Below are 14,676 nucleotides of genomic sequence, written 5' to 3'. Positions count from 1 at the left end.
ACCCCAGGGCACAGAAAGCTCATGAATTCGACGACCATCGCCGCCACCTTCCTGCTGGCCATGACCACAGCCGCCAGTGCGGTCGCCGCCGACAAATCGGACCTGGCGCCCTTCCCCAAGGCGGAAGACGGCTTCACTCGCACGGTCATCCGTGTGCCGAAAATGACCAAGGACTCCGACCACCGGGTCGAGATCATCGCCGGCAAGGTCCTGCCCGTCGACTGCAACCAGAAACGCCTGACCGGCAACCTCGACGAGAAAAACCTGGAAGGCTGGAGCTATGCCTACTATCGCCTGGAAAGCGTCAGCGGCCCGGTTTCCACCCTGATGGCCTGCCCGCCCGGCACCAAGCCGAAAAAGGACTTCGTTCCGGTCGTCGGCAACGGCTACATGCTGCGCTACAACAGCAAGCTGCCGCTGGTGATCTACGCGCCGGACGATGTGCAGATCCGCTACCGGATCTGGAGCCCGTCCAAGCTGATCAAGAAAGCCGTCAGCGAATGACCCGCAGAGCCAGCCGATGATCACCTGCCACGTCAAATACGTCATCGATCCGTATCAACTGGCTGAGTTCGAGGCCTATTCCAAGGCCTGGATCGGTATCGTCCAACGCCTGGGCGGTACCCACCACGGCTACTTCCTGCCCAGCGAGGGCGCGAGCAATATCGCCTATTGCCTGTTCAGTTTCAGCTCGCTGGCCGAGTACGAACGTTATCGCCAGGCGGCCCTCAGCGACCCCGAGAGCACCGCCCTGGTCGCCTCGGTGGTGGAGAAGAAGTTCATTCTCAGCTACGAGCGCAGCTTCATGCGCCCACTGCTGTCCTGAGCCAGCCCGCTCAGGCAGGAATCGCCTGCGGCCTGACCAGGGCCGCACGCTCGACCACATGGCGCAGGCTGTCGAAATTGATGTTGGCACCGGAGTTGATCGCCACCAGCGTCTGCCCCCGGGCCCCACTACCCGCCACGTACTTCCTGATCCCGGCCACCGCCAGCGCGCCCGACGGCTCGGTGATGGAGCGGGTATCGTCATAGATGTCACGGATGGCGCTGCACAACTCGTCATTGCTGACCGTGATCACCTCGTCGACATGCCGCCGGCAGATCTCGAAGCCGTACGCACCGATCTGTGCCACCGCCACCCCGTCGGCGAAGGTCCCGACCTGCGGCAACACCACCCGCTCGCCGGCCTGCAAGGCCCTTTGCAGGCAATTGGAATGCTCCGACTCGACCCCGATGATCCGCACCTGCGGTCGCAGGTATTTGACGTAGGCGGCGATCCCGGCGATCAGGCCACCACCACCGACCGGGACGAAGATCGCGTCCAGGGTTCCCTGGTGCTGGTTGAGCAGTTCCATCGCCACCGTGCCCTGGCCGGCAATCACCTCGGGATCGTCGAATGGCGAGACGAAGGTGTAGCCTTTTTCCTGCGCCAGGGCCAAGGCATGCGTCAGGGCGAAGGGAAAGCTGTCGCCGTGCAGTACCGCCGTGGCTGCACGGCTGCGCACACCCTGCACCTTGAGCTCGGGCGTACTGGTGGGCATGACGATCGTCGCCTTGATCCCCAGGGTACGCGCCGCCAGGGCCACGCCCTGGGCATGATTGCCCGCCGATGCGGTGATCACCCCGCAGTTGCGCTGGGCTTCGCTCAGTTGCACCAGCTTGTTGTAGGCACCACGGATCTTGAAGGAAAAGGTCGGTTGCAAGTCCTCGCGCTTGAGCAGCACCTGGTTGCCCAATGCCTCCGACAACGCCGGGGCCGGTTGCAGGGGCGTGCAGATCGCCTGATGGTAGACCGGTGCCGCAAGAATCCTGCGGACATAGCGGCCCAGCAGTTCGTCATCGACGTTGGCGTGTTGGCTGGCGGTATCGGTGTTCATCTGGCTCTCCGGGTTGGCACTTGACCTCGGAGGCAGAAACGACAAACCCGCCTCGGAGGCGGGTTTGGGTAAACAGGTGCAGCTCAGCCCGCCGGATAAGGAATGGCGATAATAATAATGCTTGGCTGAGGCAGAACGTGGACGTAGGTCATGGCCCGAAACTATCCGGGAGCGATGGACAAGTCAATGGGGAAAATTCGCCGTGGCTTGCCTGAGATATACGAAACATATACGCTTCGTATATCAACTTCCTCAAGAGAACCCCATGGGTATCGTCAAGATCTCCGATGAACTGCATGAACAGGTCCGCATGGCCAGCGCCGCCATGGACCGCTCGATCAACGCCCAGGCCGAGTTCTGGATCAAGCTCGGCCTGCTGGCTGAACTCAACCCGCAACTGGGCTACAACGAGTTGGTCAATCGTCTGCTGCTGAACCGGGACGATCTCATCCGGGGGCGCAGCTGATGTCCGTCGGCCTGATCAAGAGCGAAACCGAACTGGCGCTGATGCGCGAGGCCGGGCGCCTGCTGGCGCAGGTCTTCAGCATGCTCGACGGCCTGGTGACCGCCGGCCTGTCGACCCTGGAACTGGACCGGCGGGTCGAGACCTTCATCCGCCAGGAGTTGCTGGCCCGCCCGGCGAGCAAGGGCCAGTACGACTACCCCTACTCCATCAACACCTCGATCAACGAAGTGGTGTGCCACGGCATGCCCGACGCCCGGGCGATCCTGCACGAGGGCGATATCGTCAATATCGACATCACCCTGGAAAAGAACGGTTTCATCGCCGATTCCAGCAAGATGTACCTGATCGGCGCCGTCAGCCCAAAGGCCCGGCGTCTGGTGGACAAGACCTTCGAGGCGCTCTGGGAAGGTATCCGGGTGGTACGCCCCGGCGCACGCCTGGGCGATATCGGCCATGCCATCCAGAAACACGCCGAAGGCAATGGCTACAGCGTCGTGCGCGAATACTGCGGGCACGGCATCGGCCGGCAGATGCACGAGGAACCGCAGGTGCTGCACTTCGGCCGACCGGGTACCGGCCTGGTGCTGCGCGAAGGCATGGTCTTCACCATCGAGCCGATGCTCAACCAGGGCAGCCCACGCACTCGTGGCCTGAAGGACGGCTGGACCGTGGTGACCCGCGACGGCAGCCTGTCGGCGCAGTGGGAGCACACCGTGGCGGTGACCCGTGACGGCTTCGAGGTGCTGACCCTGCAACCGGAACTTCAGGATTGTCCGACACCTCAGTGAAACCTCACGCAAACGCGATCAACTGACGCGGTCAGCCTTCCCGGCCAGACGATTGAGCCCCACGACCATCAACCCCGCCCCCGCCAGCATCGCCAGCAGGAACAACGGGTAGGATACCCACCACGGCGTGCCGGCGGTCATCATGCTGTATTCGGACATGCCACCGATGCTGGCGATCAGGTTCAGCGGCAGGAATACCACGTTGATCAGGGTCAGCTTGCGCAACAGGCCATTGGTGCTGTTGTTCATCAGGTTGCCACGGGCATCGATCAGCGCGGAAAACACGTTGGAGTAGATTTCCGCCTGCTTGTAGCACTGGTTGTTCTCGATGATCAGGTCGTCGATCAGGCCGATCGCCTGTTCGCCGAAGGCCTGCTTCTGCGCATGATTGCGCAGCCGCGTCAGCACCGCGCCGTTGCTGTGCAGGGCATTGATGTAATAGATCAGGCTCTCGCTGAGATTGAACATCTGGATCAGGTGGCGGTTTTCCATCGAGGCATAGAACTTCTGCTGCAGCTCGCGGGCAACCAGCTTGATCACCTTCAGGTGCCCGAGATAGTGGTGGATGTTGTTGAAGAGCATCTCCAGCAGCACGTCGAGCGGCGTGTTCAGCGCCTTGTGGCTGCCCAGGCCATCGAGCTGGGAGGCATCGGTGGCGATCACCAGCAGGCGCTCCTCGCACAGCAGCAGGCCGCAGGAGGACACTTCGAAGGACAGGCTGTCCGCTCCCGAGTAGTTCAGCGGGCGCTTCCAGATCAGGAACAGGTTGTCCGGGTGGAACTCGATACGCGAGATCTCGTCCGGGTCCAGGGCCGAGGCCAGGGCATGCTCGTCGAGCTTGAAATGACTGCGCAGCAGTTCCCGCTCGACCGCATCGGGGTTGCAGAACAACATCACCGCGGCCTCCAGGTGCGCGACAGCCTGCAAGGCCCCCTGCCGCAATTCGAAACGCCTGATCATCGCCGCCCTCCTACCAGGCCTGGCCGCGACGCTTGAGCTCAAGGCGCCGGATGAACTCCTCGAGCACCAGCCCATACAGGTCATCCTGCAGGTAGGCATCCTCGATCCCGGCATCCAGGTTCGGGTTGTCGTTGACCTCGATCACCACCACCTTGTCGCCGGACTGCTTGAGGTCGACCCCATACAGCCCGTCGCCGATCAGATTGGCCGTCCTGACCGCCAGGTCGACCACTGCCCGCGGCGCCTCGTGAATCGCCAGGGTGCGGCATTCGCCGTTGACGTCCTGGCCCTTGGCCTTGTGGTTGTAGATCTGCCAGTGTCCCTTGGACATGAAATACTGGCAGGCGAAGATGGGTTTGCGATTGAGCACCCCGATGCGCCAGTCGTACTCGGTGTAGAAAAATTCCTGGGCCAGCAACAGCACCGAATGCTCGAACAGTTCGGCGGTCGCCTCCAGCAAGGCCTGCTGGCTCTCGACCTTGATCACACCGCGGGAGAAACAGCCGTCGGGGATCTTCAATACCAGCGGAAAGCCCAGACGCTCCCCCACCCGCTCGAAATCTTCCGGTCGCTCCTTGTACAGGATCTCGGTCGCCGGCATGCCCAGGCCATGGCTCTTGAGCAGGTCGGTCAGGTAGACCTTGTTGGTGCAGCGCAGGATCGACGCCGGATCGTCCATCACCACCACGCCCTCGCTCTCGGCCTTCTTGGCGAACCGGTAGGTGTGGTTGTCGACGCTGGTGGTCTCACGGATCAGCAGGGCATCGTATTCGGCGATCCGCCCGTAGTCCTTCCTGCCGATCAGTTCGACATCGATACCCAACCCCTTGCCGACCCGGATGAAATTCTCCAGCGCACGGGCATTGGAAGGCGGCAGGGCCTCCTGGGGATCATGCAGGATCGCCATGTCGTAGCGGGCCAGGCGACGCGAGCGCGGCAGGCGCCAGATCCTGCGACTGAAACCGTCCAGCGCCTGGGCAAAGTGGTCTTCCTGGTCATCACGCAACTTGTGCAGCGTTCCGGCCTTTACGCCTTCGACATGCCAACCATTGGTCTTCTTGAAGTCCACCAGCAATAGAGGACAGGGAAATACTTCAAACAATTGCCGGGCAAGTTCCTGCAAGGGCTCGATAACCGTACTGCCAAAATACAGCGTCAGGGTAAAACCTTCGGTATCACGATAAAGATGATCACCCAATGCCCGGTCCAGGGTCTTGTCCAGATCATCCAGGGCTAACCCGTAAAGGGATTTGCGGGCCAACTCGCTGATGGTCTTCACCGACGGAATGACCCGATGCCCACGCGCCTCGGCCAGCAACGAGCAGTAGTAGCCGTGCCCCAGGTACTTGTAGCTGCGACACAGGTTGATCACCTGCACGCGCTTGCCCGGCTCACCGGCACGGGACTGTTCGAGGTACTCCTGGGCCGTGACGATATCCTCGCAGGGAAAGTACGAAGCCCAGTCTTCCTTGCGTTCGACAATAATAACCAGCTGACTGCCCAGATTATTCGACAAGGACAAATAAGTTTCTGGGGATATTGCTACCGGAAAACTTTGATCGGATACTTCGCGCCAATCACCTTGCACCGCTGACATAGAGATAGATCCGTTGAACAAGACACTTTCTATTAAGCACGAAGTTTCGGGAAAGTCCCGTTTCGTTACGCAACTTTTACGGTGGTTATATGGATCTTGTCTTTCGCCCTGCCACAACCGATGACTTGCCCGCCCTGCTGCAACTGGAGGAGCACTGTTTCACCAGCGACCGCCTGACTGCGCGCAGCTTCCACTGGATGATCAATCGCGCCCATGCCCGGCTGATCGTCGCCCAGCAGGCCGACGCTCGGCTGGCCGGCTATGCGCTGCTGCTGTTCCATCGCGGGACGTCCCTGGCACGCCTGTACTCCATCGCCATCGCGCCCCACGCCCGCGGCATCGGCCTGGGCAGGCAACTGCTGCAGCGCAGCGAAGCCTGCGCCCTGGACCACGATTGCGCCTACCTGCGACTGGAGGTCCGCACCGACAACGGCGCGGCGATCGCCCTGTACGAGCACAACGGCTATCGCCGTTTCGGCCTGATCAACGACTACTACGAAGACCACGCCGATGCCCTGCGCCTGGAAAAGCGCATCCTGCACCATCCGGCCAGGCGCGAGGCCCAGGTGCCCTACTACGCCCAGACCACCGAGTTCACCTGCGGCCCGGCCTGCCTGTTGATGGCGATGGCGGCCCTGCAGCCCGAACGCCCGGCCACTCGGCGCGAGGAGGTACAGCTCTGGCGCGAGGCGACCACCGTCTTCATGACCTCCGGCCACGGCGGCTGCAGCCCCCAGGGCCTGGCGCTGGCGGCCTGGCGGCGCGGTTTCGCGGTACGCCTGCAAGTGAGCATCGATGGCCCCCTGCTGCTCGACGGCGTGCGCAATGCGCATAAAAAAGCCGTCATGCGCCTGGTGCATGACGGCTTTGAAGAGGAACTGCGAGCGACCGATGTCGAACAGGTGCTCGCTGGCACCCTGGACCTGCCCCGCCTGCTGGCGGCCGGCGGCAAGCCACTGGTGTTGATCAGCAGCTACCGCCTGACCCGCTCCAAGGCACCGCACTGGGTGATCGTCACCGACTGCGACGAGGAGTTCGTCTACCTGCATGACCCGGATGTCGACCACAGCCAGCATCGCCAGCCGCTGGACTGCCAGCATCTGCCGGTCAGCCACGGCGAGTTCGACAAGATGAGCGCCTTCGGCCACCGCAAGCTGCGGGCCGCGGTGATCCTCTACTCCAGGCCGACCCTGTAGAGTGCGCCGTCATCGGCATCGGTCAGTACATACAAATAGCCGTCCGGCCCCTGGCGGACATCGCGTATGCGCGACTTCAACCCACTCAACAGGCGCTCCTCATGCACCACCTGGTCGCCATCGAACTGCAGGCGGATCAGTTCCTCGGCGGCCAGCGCGCCGATGAACAGGTTGTGCTGCCATTTCGGGAAACGGTCGCCGTCATAGAAAGCCATGCCGCTCAGGCCCGGGGATTTTTCCCAGACATGATGGGGAGGCACGGTGCCCTTGACCGTCTTGCCCTGGGCCTCGGGAATGGGCTGGAGCGAGTAGTTGATGCCATGGGTCGCCAGCGGCCAACCGTAGTTCTTGCCGCGCTCGATGATATTGATCTCGTCGCCGCCACGGGGCCCGTGCTCATGGGTCCACAGGGTACCGGTCCAGGGATTGAGGGCGGCGCCCTGCTGGTTGCGGTGGCCGAAGGACCAGATCTCGGGGCGTACCCCCTGCTGGCCGACGAAGGGGTTGTCGTCGGGCACCCGGCCATCGGGGAAGATCCGCACTACCTTGCCCTGCAGCTTGTCCAGGTCCTGGGCGGTCGAGCGCTGGTTGTTTTCGCCGAGGGCGATGAACAGGTAGCCATCACGGTCGAACACCAGGCGCGAACCGAAGTGGTTGCCCTCCGAAAGCTTGGGCTCCTGGCGGAAGATCACCTTGAAGTCGACCAGTTGCTTCAGATCCGCCGACAGCCGCCCACGCCCGACCGCCGTGCCGGCCTTCCCGCCTGCGCCACCGCCTTCGGCATAGGACAGATAGACCAGGCGATCCTCCTTGAACGACGGCGACAGCACCACGTCCAGCAAGCCCCCCTGGCCCTTGGCCCAAACCTCGGGAACGCCGCCCAACGGCGCCGAGAGCTTGCCGTCGGGGCTCACGACCCGCAGCCGCCCCGGACGTTCGGTGACCAGCATGCCCTGTTTGTCCGGCAGGAAGGCCAGCGCCCAGGGATGCTCCAGGCCGCCAACGATCTGCGTGGCAGTGACCGGCCCCAGCTCGGAGTCGACCGTCTGCGCCGCCAGGGCCGGCTGCAGCGGCAGGCTCAGCAAGGCGCCGGCGCAAAGCGCGGCTATCAGATTTTTTCGCAACATGGACAGTTCCTTACGGGGATAAAGAAGGGCCACGGCAACGTTCAACGCTGCGTGTTCGGAGTGCGGGTACCCGGCTGGATCGGCACCGCCATCGGTGCCTGCTGCTGGCGTGGGTAGCCGTTGCCGATCGCGCCGTTCTCGATGGTCGAGGGACGCGGCGTCGGCAGCGTGTTGGGCCCGCGCAGGGGCGGCGTGCTGGGTTCGGAGCCCTGGCGGCTGTTGGGGTTGGCGCGCCGGATCGGGCTGTTGTAGGGGTTGTCGCTGTTGGGCAGGTTCTGCGCCAGTTGCAGCGCGGCGGGCCGGCCGCCGTCCAGGGACGCCGCAACGGCGGGAATGGCGACGGTCAACAGGCCGGCTGCCAACCAGGGTGCCAGGCCGATTACCACTCTGTTCATGACGCCTCTCCTGATGCGATAGATTCATTCCCTTGATTGGATAGCACCCTGGCCCGCAGGTTCGAACCTGAGGGAAATTTCATATGACAGAATGCTTCAGCGCCGCGTCCGGCGCCCCTTCGGCGAAAGCCACAGGCCACCCGGGGGTGGAACTGGACTGCTGGCGCAACCCTCTCGTCGGCTCCCGAGCGCCTCCAGGCCCCCGGGAGCCTCGCCGGTTGCTACTGATTGGCGGGTTGACGCACCCTGTGCATTGGCAGCGATACCGCATAGGCCATCGCTTCTTCCCGGGTCTGGAACGAACCGAGTCGATCGGTCCCGGTGCACACCTTCCAGGGGCCACCGCCAACGCGGATCACATCATAGCCGTTGACATGCGTCTTCAAGAGCTGGGAAACGCTCATGGTCACCTCCTTTTCACGTCCAAAGATCCAAGGCGTTGCCCCGCCACCATACACCCGCCTGGCGCCAACGGCCCCTCCGTATGTCGGGCGCCGGACGGGGGTTGTATTGGAACGATAAGTCCCGCACGATGATGGCGTTTAGACATTTATCGCCGCGAGCAGGCAGGAACCGCCGTTGGGGATGATGAAATCATCAGCACCCCTGCCTCGTGGAGACGCCCTCATGAACAACCGCCCGCTGCAACCCCACCAATACCTGTGCGCGGAGGAACGGGCGGCCATCGCGGAGATCGAGGCGACCACCAGCATCCTGCGGCTGGTCACCCGCGTCACCCAGATGCGCTTCGCCGCCATCGCCAAGTTCACGGACACCGAATGGATCACCTGCTCCGTATACGATCCGAGCAACCTGGGCATCGAACTCGGTGAAAGCGCCCTGGTGGAAACCACCATCTGCAACGAATTCAAGCTCAATCCGCAGGCGCTGCTGGTGCCCGAAATCAGCAAGCACGAGCGTTTCGCGATCAGGCCGATCGTGAAGCGGTTCGAGCTGGAAAGCTACGCAGGCGTGCCGATCTTCCTGCCCGATGGCCGAATGTACGGCGCCTTGTGCGCCCTGGACTCCACGGCGGTGCCCCTCGAGGACCCCGATGTCGGCGAGACGCTGGGACTGTTCGCGCGCCTGGTGGGCTGCATCTTCTTCTCCAACCTGGTCGAGCCGGGCGCAACGCCGTCCGGATGACGTTCAGGCGCAGACCGGCGTACAACTGTCATCGCACCTATGCGACAATAGGCGCAATGTCCGGTCTCAACCCCCGCATTCATCGCCCAACCATTGGGCCACAGCCTGCAGATGCTGCTGTCGCCCCATGCCTGTTGGTCCAACTCAAGCTCCGACTGGAGCGGGCTGGAAAGACTCAAGATTGGTATCGAGTCGGTATCGGCTGAACGATCCAGCTGCGCAAGCTATTGATAGGTAAGTATTTTGATCTCCACAGCTAACATCACCATGCAATTCGGCCCCAAGCCGCTGTTCGAGAACGTTTCGGTCAAGTTCGGCAGCGGCAACCGCTACGGTCTGATCGGCGCCAACGGCTGCGGCAAGTCGACCTTCATGAAGATCCTCGGCGGCGACCTCGAGCCGTCCAGCGGCCAGGTCATGCTGGAGCCCAACGTGCGCCTGGGTAAACTGCGCCAGGACCAGTTCGCCTACGAGGAATTCACCGTGATCGACACGGTGATCATGGGCCACGAGGAGCTGTGGAAGGTCAAGGCCGAGCGCGATCGCATCTACTCGCTGCCGGAGATGACCGAAGCTGACGGCATGGCCGTCGCCGAGCTGGAAACCGAATTCGCCGAAATGGACGGCTACACCGCCGAATCCCGCGCCGGCGAACTGCTGATGGGCCTGGGCATCCCCCTGGAACAGCACTTCGGCCCGATGAGCGAAGTCGCTCCCGGCTGGAAGCTGCGGGTGCTGCTGGCCCAGGCGCTGTTCTCCGATCCGGAAGTGCTGTTGCTCGACGAACCGACCAACCATCTGGACATCAACACCATCCGCTGGCTGGAAAACATCCTGACCCAGCGTAACAGCCTGATGATCATCATTTCCCACGACCGGCACTTCCTGAACAGCGTCTGCACCCACATGGCCGACCTGGACTACGGCGAGCTGCGCCTGTTCCCGGGCAACTACGACGAATACATGACTGCCGCGACCCAGTCCCGCGAGCAGTTGCTGGCCGACAACGCCAAGAAGAAAGCCCAGATCGCCGAGCTGCAGACCTTCGTCAGCCGCTTCTCGGCCAACGCCTCGAAGGCCAAGCAGGCCACTTCCCGGGCCAAGCAGATCGACAAGATCCAGTTGGCCGAGGTCAAGCCCTCGAGCCGCGTCAGCCCGTTCATCCGCTTCGAACAGACCAAGAAGCTGCATCGCCAGGCAGTCACTGTCGAGCGCATGGCCAAGGGCTTTGACGGTACCACGCTGTTCAAGGACTTCAGCTTCACCGTCGAAGCCGGCGAGCGCGTGGCGATCATCGGCCCGAACGGTATCGGCAAGACCACCCTGCTGCGCACGCTGATGGGCGAACTGACCCCGGATGCCGGCAGCGTGAAGTGGACCGAATCGGCCGAACTGGGCTACTACGCCCAGGACCACGCCCATGACTTCGAAGACGACGTCACCCTGTTCGACTGGATGAGCCAGTGGACCCAGGGCGGCGAGCAACTGGTACGCGGCACCCTGGGCCGCATGCTGTTCTCCAACGACGAGATCCTCAAGTCGGTCAAGGTCATCTCCGGGGGTGAACAGGGCCGCATGCTGTTCGGCAAGCTGATCCTGCAAAAGCCCAACGTGCTGGTGATGGACGAACCGACCAACCACCTGGACATGGAATCGATCGAGGCGCTCAACCTGGCGCTGGAAAACTACCCGGGCACGCTGATCTTCGTCAGCCACGACCGCGAGTTCGTCTCGTCCCTGGCTACGCGCATCATCGAGCTGAGCCCGAATGGCGTAACCGACTTCAGCGGCACCTACGACGACTACCTGCGCAGCCAGGGCGTGCTGTTCTAAGAGGCTCCCGACCGCTGCCATGCTCCCCGTGGCAGCGGTTATGCACTGATGAGTCAAAGACCGTTGGCTGCCCAATCGCGGTGAGGACGCCGCAAAAATTAGTTAGCCTGCTTTCATTTATCCCGGCATGCCGCCATGATGGAGTTCTCCAACCGCCCGCCCGCGAACGAGCCTCCATGTCAGCCCAGCAACCGCCCCGCCAGCCCGGCAACCTGACCGTCACCCTGCAAATCGTCTCCATCGTCTTCTACACCTTCGTCGCCTTCCTCTGCATCGGCCTGCCGATCGCGGTACTGCCCGGCTATGTGCATGAACAGCTGGGGTTCAGTGCGGTGATCGCCGGCCTGACCATCGGCTCGCAGTACCTGGCTACCCTGCTCAGCCGCCCCATGGCCGGACGCATGGCCGACAGCGTCGGGACCAAGCGCGCGATCATCTACGGACTGGTGGGCATCTGCCTGAGCGGCGGACTGACCCTGCTGTCGACGCTGATCCAGCAGTGGCCCCTGGCGAGCCTGATCATCCTGATCCTCGGGCGCCTGCTGCTCGGCACAGCCCAGGGCCTGATCGGCGTCGGCACCATCAGTTGGGGGATCGGCCAGGTCGGCGCCGACCAGACCGCGCGGGTGATTTCCTGGAACGGCATCGCCTCCTACGGCGCCATCGCCATCGGTGCGCCACTGGGGGTACTGATGGTCGCCGACTACGGTTTCGCCAGCCTCGGCATCGCCCTGTCGGCCCTGGCCGCCGGCGCCCTGCTGCTGATCCGCAACAAGCCCTCGGTACCGGTGATCCGCGGTGAACGCCTGCCGTTCCGGGCGGTGTTCGGCCGCATCGCCCCCTACGGCACCAGCCTGACCCTGGCGTCGATCGGCTACGGCACCCTTACCACCTTCATCACCCTGTTCTACCTCAGCCGCGGCTGGACCGGCGCCGCCTACTGCCTGACCGTATTCGGCAGTTGCTTCATCCTTGCGCGGCTGTTCTTCATCGGCAGCATCAACCGATTCGGCGGTTTCAAGGTGGCCATCGCCTGCATGAGCATCGAAACCCTCGGCCTGGTGCTGCTCTGGCTGTCACCCTCCACCGGCTTCGCGCTGGCCGGCGCGGGCCTGGCGGGGTTCGGCTTGTCTCTGGTGTACCCGGCCATCGGCGTCGAAGCCATCCGCCAGGTGCCCACCAGCAGCCGCGGCGCGGGGTTGAGTGCCTATGCGGTGTTTTTCGACCTGGCGCTGGCGATCGCCGGCCCGCTCATGGGCGCGGTCGCGTTGAACCTGGGATATGCGTGGATCTTCTGCTGTGCGGCGCTGCTGTCGATCATCGGCCTGTCGGTCACCGTGCTGCTGGCACGGCGCCCGACAGCCGGATGAGTCACTGATCGGCGGTCTGCATGCCGGCGCGGTTCGGCACGCTCAGGGTCTTGCTGAAGAAGCGCCCGGCCTCGGAGATCAGATCGCGGTGGATATCCGCCCGGTTGACACCTTCGGGGTCGGTACACAATCCCGGCGTGGCGTGCAGCTGTTCCTCGCTGCAGGGCGCCATGAACACGAAGTGTCCTGCCCCGGCGATCAGCTTGAACTGCGGCGCCACCGGCAGCTTGCGCGCCAGGGCCGCGGCGTTCTTGTCGGGGAACACCAGCTTGTCGCCATCGCCGCTGTACATCAGCACCGGCACGTGCACGTCGGCCAGCGTGTGCCGGCCGAACATCAGGCCCAGTGGCGCCATCAGCATCAGCGCATGGACCCGTGGGTCGGCCACCGGCTGCAGGTCATCGCGGTCGACGATCAGTTCGCCCTTGGTGGTGCAGGCGTCCTTGTCGTCCGGAAACTCCTGGCAGTAGCGCCGCAGGCGATCGAGGTTCGGCTGTGCGCCGGAGAGGATCAGGGCGGTCTCGCCGCCGGCGGAATAGCCGATCACCCCGACCTGATCGGCCTCCACGAACGGCGACAGCATCGGGTCGCCGAGGGTGGCGGTGATCGCCTCGGAAATCTGCATCGGCCGGCCGTAGAGGTTGCTCAAGGTACCCAGCCGGCTGTGGTCCTTGTAGTTGTCGCCGGGGTGCAGCACCGCGACCACGACGAAGCCCTTGCGGGCCAGCGAGGTTGCCAGGTCATGCAGGGCCAGCGGCGTGCCGGTGTTGCCGTGGGATAGCATCAACAGTGGATAGCGGCCAATGGCGATCCGCGAGTCCTCGCTGGCCTGGATGGTGTAGCCGCCGATCTTGCTCCACTGCTCACGGCCGGTGGAGGGGTAGAAGACAATCGCCTTCATCGGCTGCAGATCCAGCGGATCGAGAAACGTCAGACGATGAAAACCCACGCTCCAATGAGCCGCGGGAGCCGCCTGCACCGTCGTGAAGCCTGCGGCCAGGCAAATCAGCAATACTGCACAAAGACGCATCATCGGGATGCCCACCTTTGTCGAGTCACTACACACCAAAATCTCTGTCATTCCTTGAAACTGAAGCACTGCACCGGGCTTCGACCGACTCTTCGCAGTTTTCCAGAGCGCCTGTGCGGATGGTTTTTGCACAAGATGGGCCAAACCTGCGCAGACAACGCAAAAAACTCCGTACCCGATCATTCATCATGATCAGAGTACAGAGTTTAGTGTTTGTTACCGGAAGTTTCTTGCGCGTTTACAAAAGCTTTACGCGGCGGCGAACAAGGTGTCGTTTATCCGCGCCTGGGCGTCGCTCATGGCCTTGGTGCGCACTTCTTCACCATAGCCCAGACCGTGGGCGCGAACGAACTCGATGTCGGTGATGCCGAGGAAGCCGAACAGTACTTTCAGGTAGTCTTCATGGCCTACACCGGTCGGCAGGCCTACATGCAGGCCACCGGAAGTCGAGACGATCACTACCTTCTTGCCACCGGCCAGGCCTTCAGGGCCGTTTTCGGTGTAGCGGAAGGTCTTGCCGGCCACAGCGATACGGTCGATCCAGGCCTTGAGCTGGGTCGGCACGCTGAAGTTGTACATCGGCGCGGCAATGACGATGGCGTCCGCGGCCAGGAACTCTTCCAGGGTCGAAGCGCTCAGTTCGGCTTCGTGGCGCTGGGCCGCATCGCGCAGTTCGGCAGCAGTGCCGCCGGCAGCCAGGGTCAGGCTGGAGAAGTGGCTGATGGCATCGGCGGCCAGGTCACGGTAGGTCACCACGCTCGAAGGCTCGGCGGCCTGCCAGGCCTTGACCACGCTTTGGCTCAGTTGGCGCGAAGCCGAGTTGTCACCCAGGATGCTGGAATCGATGTGCAAGAGTTTCATGCGGGATCTCCAAGTGAGGATCGCCACTTG

At 63.1% G+C, this 14,676-nt stretch carries 16 protein-coding genes and 1 pseudogene; 9 read left to right on the top strand and 8 right to left on the bottom strand.

Translation table 11 applies throughout. The annotated features are described in order from the left end of the window. The first annotated feature begins 21 nt into the window (after window positions 1-21). Both eco and ACMGT0_RS15250 read left to right on the top strand, forming a co-directional pair. Entirely contained in the window at window positions 22-504 is a 483-nt protein-coding gene (gene eco, locus ACMGT0_RS15255) for a serine protease inhibitor ecotin (RefSeq protein WP_054059433.1), read from the top strand. A 16-nt stretch (window positions 505-520) separates the two neighbouring features. Continuing rightward, the gene (locus tag ACMGT0_RS15250) at window positions 521-826 is read left to right on the top strand and encodes an NIPSNAP family protein (protein ID WP_416773281.1); all 306 of its coding nucleotides are present in this window, start codon (window positions 521-523) and stop codon (window positions 824-826) included. A 10-nt stretch (window positions 827-836) separates the two neighbouring features. Here ACMGT0_RS15250 and ilvA read toward each other — a convergent pair whose 3' ends face one another. After that, entirely contained in the window at window positions 837-1,877 is a 1,041-nt protein-coding gene (gene ilvA / locus ACMGT0_RS15245; RefSeq protein ID WP_416773280.1) for a threonine ammonia-lyase, biosynthetic, read from the bottom strand. Window positions 1,878-2,142: 265 nt separating this feature from the next. Here ilvA and ACMGT0_RS15240 point away from each other — a divergent pair, with 265 nt between their 5' ends. Both ACMGT0_RS15240 and map read left to right on the top strand, forming a co-directional pair. After that, window positions 2,143-2,343 (top strand): ParD-like family protein, encoded by a 201-nt coding sequence (locus ACMGT0_RS15240; RefSeq protein WP_054059431.1) that lies wholly within the window; start codon window positions 2,143-2,145, stop codon window positions 2,341-2,343. Then, complete coding sequence (map, locus tag ACMGT0_RS15235) at window positions 2,343-3,131, top strand: type I methionyl aminopeptidase (RefSeq protein WP_273820697.1); 789 nt, start codon at window positions 2,343-2,345, stop codon at window positions 3,129-3,131. The genes ACMGT0_RS15240 and map overlap by 1 nt, the downstream gene beginning before the upstream one ends. Window positions 3,132-3,149: 18 nt before the next feature. On the opposite strand, the gene ACMGT0_RS15230 is transcribed toward map, so the two are convergent. Next, window positions 3,150-4,091 carry a magnesium transporter CorA family protein gene (locus tag ACMGT0_RS15230; RefSeq protein WP_416773278.1) on the bottom strand — a complete coding sequence of 314 codons (942 nt, stop codon included), beginning with the start codon at window positions 4,089-4,091 and terminating at the stop codon, window positions 3,150-3,152. Between the two features lie 10 nt (window positions 4,092-4,101). Continuing rightward, window positions 4,102-5,688: a RimK family protein gene (locus ACMGT0_RS15225; RefSeq protein WP_054062287.1), complete on the bottom strand. Its 1,587-nt coding sequence runs from the start codon at window positions 5,686-5,688 to the stop codon at window positions 4,102-4,104. A gap of 89 nt (window positions 5,689-5,777) precedes the next feature. Between ACMGT0_RS15225 and ACMGT0_RS15220 the strand changes: the two genes are divergently transcribed. After that, entirely contained in the window at window positions 5,778-6,884 is a 1,107-nt protein-coding gene (locus ACMGT0_RS15220) for a GNAT family N-acetyltransferase/peptidase C39 family protein (RefSeq protein ID WP_054059427.1), read from the top strand. On the opposite strand, the gene ACMGT0_RS15215 is transcribed toward ACMGT0_RS15220, so the two are convergent. From ACMGT0_RS15215 to ACMGT0_RS15205, 3 genes are all read right to left on the bottom strand, one after another. Continuing rightward, the gene (locus tag ACMGT0_RS15215) at window positions 6,863-8,011 is read right to left on the bottom strand and encodes a PQQ-dependent sugar dehydrogenase (RefSeq protein WP_054062288.1); all 1,149 of its coding nucleotides are present in this window, start codon (window positions 8,009-8,011) and stop codon (window positions 6,863-6,865) included. The genes ACMGT0_RS15220 and ACMGT0_RS15215 overlap by 22 nt on opposite strands. Window positions 8,012-8,052: 41 nt before the next feature. Beyond that, complete coding sequence (locus ACMGT0_RS15210; RefSeq protein WP_416773275.1) at window positions 8,053-8,406, bottom strand: hypothetical protein; 354 nt, start codon at window positions 8,404-8,406, stop codon at window positions 8,053-8,055. A gap of 221 nt (window positions 8,407-8,627) precedes the next feature. Further along, window positions 8,628-8,810: a hypothetical protein gene (locus ACMGT0_RS15205; protein WP_054060094.1), complete on the bottom strand. Its 183-nt coding sequence runs from the start codon at window positions 8,808-8,810 to the stop codon at window positions 8,628-8,630. Window positions 8,811-9,033: 223 nt separating this feature from the next. Between ACMGT0_RS15205 and ACMGT0_RS15200 the strand changes: the two genes are divergently transcribed. The 4 genes and pseudogenes from ACMGT0_RS15200 to ACMGT0_RS15185 all read left to right on the top strand — a co-directional run bounded on the left by ACMGT0_RS15200 (window position 9,034) and on the right by ACMGT0_RS15185 (window position 12,755). Further along, window positions 9,034-9,552: a GAF domain-containing protein gene (locus tag ACMGT0_RS15200; protein WP_416773273.1), complete on the top strand. Its 519-nt coding sequence runs from the start codon at window positions 9,034-9,036 to the stop codon at window positions 9,550-9,552. 5 nt (window positions 9,553-9,557) lie between these two features. Then, a pseudogene (locus tag ACMGT0_RS15195) lies at window positions 9,558-9,783 on the top strand (site-specific integrase); the annotation flags it as partial. Between the two features lie 12 nt (window positions 9,784-9,795). Continuing rightward, window positions 9,796-11,385, top strand: coding sequence for an ABC-F family ATPase (locus ACMGT0_RS15190; protein WP_081006056.1), 1,590 nt, complete (start codon window positions 9,796-9,798; stop codon window positions 11,383-11,385). A 176-nt stretch (window positions 11,386-11,561) separates the two neighbouring features. Beyond that, a complete protein-coding gene (locus ACMGT0_RS15185) occupies window positions 11,562-12,755 on the top strand; it encodes an MFS transporter (RefSeq protein ID WP_054060118.1) in 1,194 nt (397 codons plus the stop codon). A 1-nt stretch (window position 12,756) separates the two neighbouring features. On the opposite strand, the gene ACMGT0_RS15180 is transcribed toward ACMGT0_RS15185, so the two are convergent. Continuing rightward, a complete protein-coding gene (locus ACMGT0_RS15180) occupies window positions 12,757-13,788 on the bottom strand; it encodes an alpha/beta hydrolase family protein (RefSeq protein ID WP_273820692.1) in 1,032 nt (343 codons plus the stop codon). Between the two features lie 246 nt (window positions 13,789-14,034). After that, entirely contained in the window at window positions 14,035-14,646 is a 612-nt protein-coding gene (locus tag ACMGT0_RS15175; protein WP_054060120.1) for an FMN-dependent NADH-azoreductase, read from the bottom strand. Between the last annotated feature and the right edge of the window lie 30 nt (window positions 14,647-14,676).

The organism is Pseudomonas sp. RHF3.3-3 (assembly GCF_048069595.1).
Taxonomy (GTDB): domain Bacteria; phylum Pseudomonadota; class Gammaproteobacteria; order Pseudomonadales; family Pseudomonadaceae; genus Aquipseudomonas; species Aquipseudomonas fuscovaginae_B.
This window is presented reverse-complemented; position numbering and strand designations above follow the sequence as displayed.

What these genes read in the sequence shown, in the direction of transcription:
- ACMGT0_RS15210 (WP_416773275.1), bottom strand. Translation starts at nt 8,406, where the DNA reads ATGAACAGAGTGGTAATCGGCCTGGCACCCTGGTTGGCAGCCGGCCTG.
- ACMGT0_RS15220 (WP_054059427.1), top strand. Translation starts at nt 5,778, where the DNA reads ATGGATCTTGTCTTTCGCCCTGCCACAACCGATGACTTGCCCGCCCTG.
- ACMGT0_RS15205 (WP_054060094.1), bottom strand. Translation starts at nt 8,810, where the DNA reads ATGAGCGTTTCCCAGCTCTTGAAGACGCATGTCAACGGCTATGATGTG.
- ACMGT0_RS15230 (WP_416773278.1), bottom strand. Translation starts at nt 4,091, where the DNA reads ATGATCAGGCGTTTCGAATTGCGGCAGGGGGCCTTGCAGGCTGTCGCG.
- ACMGT0_RS15215 (WP_054062288.1), bottom strand. Translation starts at nt 8,011, where the DNA reads ATGTTGCGAAAAAATCTGATAGCCGCGCTTTGCGCCGGCGCCTTGCTG.
- ACMGT0_RS15250 (WP_416773281.1), top strand. Translation starts at nt 521, where the DNA reads ATGATCACCTGCCACGTCAAATACGTCATCGATCCGTATCAACTGGCT.
- ACMGT0_RS15180 (WP_273820692.1), bottom strand. Translation starts at nt 13,788, where the DNA reads ATGATGCGTCTTTGTGCAGTATTGCTGATTTGCCTGGCCGCAGGCTTC.
- ilvA (WP_416773280.1), bottom strand. Translation starts at nt 1,877, where the DNA reads ATGAACACCGATACCGCCAGCCAACACGCCAACGTCGATGACGAACTG.
- map (WP_273820697.1), top strand. Translation starts at nt 2,343, where the DNA reads ATGTCCGTCGGCCTGATCAAGAGCGAAACCGAACTGGCGCTGATGCGC.
- ACMGT0_RS15200 (WP_416773273.1), top strand. Translation starts at nt 9,034, where the DNA reads ATGAACAACCGCCCGCTGCAACCCCACCAATACCTGTGCGCGGAGGAA.
- ACMGT0_RS15240 (WP_054059431.1), top strand. Translation starts at nt 2,143, where the DNA reads ATGGGTATCGTCAAGATCTCCGATGAACTGCATGAACAGGTCCGCATG.
- ACMGT0_RS15225 (WP_054062287.1), bottom strand. Translation starts at nt 5,688, where the DNA reads ATGTCAGCGGTGCAAGGTGATTGGCGCGAAGTATCCGATCAAAGTTTT.
- ACMGT0_RS15175 (WP_054060120.1), bottom strand. Translation starts at nt 14,646, where the DNA reads ATGAAACTCTTGCACATCGATTCCAGCATCCTGGGTGACAACTCGGCT.
- ACMGT0_RS15185 (WP_054060118.1), top strand. Translation starts at nt 11,562, where the DNA reads ATGTCAGCCCAGCAACCGCCCCGCCAGCCCGGCAACCTGACCGTCACC.
- eco (WP_054059433.1), top strand. Translation starts at nt 22, where the DNA reads ATGAATTCGACGACCATCGCCGCCACCTTCCTGCTGGCCATGACCACA.